Raw genomic sequence first — 2,749 nt, forward strand, 5'->3', positions numbered from 1 at the left:
CCGGCCCCGGTGCGGCGGCGCACCGCGAAACCGGAGCCCCCGCATGAAGCGATCCGTGCTGTCCGCCGCCCTGGGCCTGGCCCTCGCGGCCGGCCTCGCGACCCTGCCCGCCACCGTGGCCGCCGCGGCCCCGGCCGCCCCGGCCGCCCCGGCCGCCGTCCAGGGCTACACCCCCTCGACGTACGCCGGCTCGGCCGCGGAGGCCGCGGACAACCAGGCCTTCTTCCACGCCGTGATGGCCTCGGCCAAGGCCCGGCAGGCCGCGAACCCGTGGCTGCTGACCGTCACCGTCACCTACGACACCGCGAACGCGCCCTCCTTCACCGGCCAGATATCCCAGGCCGCGCAGATCTGGAACAGCTCGGTGCGCAACGTGCGGCTCCAGGAGACCGGCGGCAGCGGCGACTTCTCGTACGACGAGGGCAGCGACAGCCGCGGCTCCTACGCCAGCACCGACGGCCACGGCCACGGCTACGTCTTCCTCGACTACCAGCAGAACCAGCAGTACAGCTCGGTGCGCGTGGTGGCGCACGAGACCGGGCACGTGCTCGGCCTGCCCGACGACTACTCCGGTCCGTGCAGCGAGCTGATGTCGGGCGGCGGCCCCGGCCCGTCAGGCCTGGTGCAGCAGCCCGATGTACGCGGTGAAGTGCACGGAGGCGGTCTGCTTGCTGGAGCTGCGGCCCGTGCCCCGCAGCCAGACCGCGATTCCGGCCGGAATCCCCAGGATCGCCGCTGTCCAGTTGCCAGTGACCAAGGAGACCACGATTCCACCGAGGACGAGGAGACCCGCGGCTTCGTCGTGCCAGTCCTGCTGATCCCGCTTCCGCAGGTGCTTGATCACCACGTTGCGGGCCACGTCGTCGTTCAACAGGGTGACCCCGTAGAGCGTTTCGGCCCGCCGCGCCGCCTCGGCCACCTCGGGCACGGCGGCGAGCTGTCCGCCCGAAACCGGCAGCGTCACATGGAGGTCCTTGACCATGAGCTGCTCCTCTCTCAGCCGACGGCGTTCAGGAACGGCGCGGACGCCGGTCGGTACGCGGGCTTCGGAAGCGGTCCCGGGGCCTCGACGTAGGACTCCCGGGCCTTCTCCTTCTTCTCGTCCTGGTAGAAGCCGTAGGCGAGTCCGTTCGCCTTGTTCGTGATGGTGACCGCGCGGGGATCCACTTCGACGCCTGCCTTCTTGAGCCCGCCGACGATGGCCTTGGTCGATATCGGGTTCACGGTCTTCTCGAACAGGCCTGCGCCGGCGGCCGAGGTGCGCTCGGCAGCGCCGGCTCCCTCAGCGGCCACCGACGTCCTGATGTTCTTGATCGGGGCCCGGATCACCTTGTTGACGACGCCAACACCCTGAACTTTCGTGATCGACTTTCCGGCGGTGGCGAAGCCCTTGATGGCACCGACACCGGGGATCACCCCGAGCCCGTCCATTCCGATCTTCAGCCAGGAGACGTCCTGGCCGCGGGACTTGGCGATGCCGTGCCCGGCCATCGCGGCCGCACTGGTCAGCATGGCCGCCGCACCCAGGATCGGGCCGGCTCCGGGGATCACCAGGGCCGCGATCGCCAACCCTGCCGAAATCTTGGACAGGTCGTCGGCGTGCTCGGCCAGGAAGTCCAGCGACTTCTGCCAGGCGTGCTCCACCTTGTCCAGCATCCGCTTGAGGAAGCTCGGGTCCGGCGGGTGGTGGCGGGACGCCTCCATGATCGCCTTGGCGGCCGCCTCGGCCTTGTTCTTGTGGTCAGCCAGCTGCTTGTGGCCGTTCGCGATCACCTCGTCGAGCTGGTGCGCGAGCTGCTGCTGGGCTTGGAGTTTGGCCTCGAAGTCGGCCTTGGCCTTCGTCTGGGCGGCCGCGTCGGTGGACTGCGCGGAGGCGTCGAGGGCCTTTCCCGCGGTGTCGCACTGGACGTTCATGTCGCCCAGGCGGGAGCGCAGTTCGACGGCTTGGGCCTCCATGGTCCGGCCGGTGGAGAGCAGCCCGGTGAGCTGGGTGTGCCAGGTCTTGAGGGCCCGTGAGCAGGCGGCCATCGATTCGTGGCCCTGGGTGAGGTACTTGGGCAGTTCGCCCAGTTTGCCGGCGAAGTTGCGGGCCGCCTCGCCCTGCCAGGCGCTGCCCTCGGAGCCGAGGTCGGCGAGCGCGTGGCGCAGTTCCTCCAGTTCGCGGGCGACGGCGTCGACGTCCGCGTACATCTTGGCGATGGCCGGGAGGTCCCCCGGGGCCGGGCAGAAGCCGAGGCCCGGCCAGTTCTTGTCACTCATGGTGGAAGTCAGTCCCCTGGGTGTTGGCTCAGGTCGCGCCGAGGCCCTTGGCGGTGCCCTGCTCGTTGTCCCCGTAGTTCTTGAGCGAGGCGTCCAGGCCCTCGCGCAGGCCGTGGGCGAGCTTGGCCATCCGGCCGATGCCGCCGTGCCAGTGGTCCTCGAAGCCCTTGCAGGCCGAGTCGAGCCGCTCGGTGCCCAACTGCTTGCCCTTTCCGAGGTTTTCGAGGCTCTTGGCGACCGCCCCCATGCGGTTGCCGCACTCGTCGAGCTGTTTGGACACCGTTCTCATCCGGCCCATGTCGATCTTGAACTCTTCGGCCAACTCCTCGTCCCCCCAAAGCATGTGGTGCGATATGGAGCACCTGTTCGGTGAACCTAACCCATGGGTGGGCAAAGTTCGGTCCATGCCCGGGAATTGGAGATCGCCCTTCCGCATTCCCGGTCGGACGGGCACGAAAAAGCGGAGGGGCACCGGATGATCTCCGGTGCC

General features: G+C 69.3%; 2 protein-coding genes and 1 pseudogene. 1 reads left to right on the forward strand and 2 read right to left on the reverse strand.

Features of this window, described 5'->3' with window-relative positions; genetic code table 11:
- Positions 1-43: 43 nt before the first annotated feature.
- Positions 44-637, forward strand: a pseudogene (locus ACIQOV_RS36150) (snapalysin family zinc-dependent metalloprotease); the annotation flags it as partial.
- Positions 638-996: 359 nt separating this feature from the next.
- Here ACIQOV_RS36150 and ACIQOV_RS36155 read toward each other — a convergent pair.
- Together ACIQOV_RS36155 and ACIQOV_RS36160 are read right to left on the reverse strand one after the other, a co-directional pair.
- A complete protein-coding gene (locus ACIQOV_RS36155) occupies positions 997-2,259 on the reverse strand; it encodes a WXG100 family type VII secretion target (protein WP_401055048.1) in 1,263 nt (420 codons plus the stop codon).
- A gap of 28 nt (positions 2,260-2,287) precedes the next feature.
- Complete coding sequence (locus ACIQOV_RS36160; protein ID WP_401055049.1) at positions 2,288-2,602, reverse strand: hypothetical protein; 315 nt, start codon at positions 2,600-2,602, stop codon at positions 2,288-2,290.
- Between the last annotated feature and the right edge of the window lie 147 nt (positions 2,603-2,749).

It is taken from the genome of Kitasatospora sp. NPDC091257, assembly GCF_044757675.1.
Lineage (GTDB): Bacteria > Actinomycetota > Actinomycetes > Streptomycetales > Streptomycetaceae > Kitasatospora > Kitasatospora lactacystinica.

Excerpts from the sequence above, each read along its gene's own strand:
- ACIQOV_RS36155 (WP_401055048.1), bottom strand. The coding sequence starts at position 2,259 with ATGAGTGACAAGAACTGGCCGGGCCTCGGCTTCTGCCCGGCCCCGGGG.
- ACIQOV_RS36160 (WP_401055049.1), bottom strand. The coding sequence starts at position 2,602 with ATGCTTTGGGGGGACGAGGAGTTGGCCGAAGAGTTCAAGATCGACATG.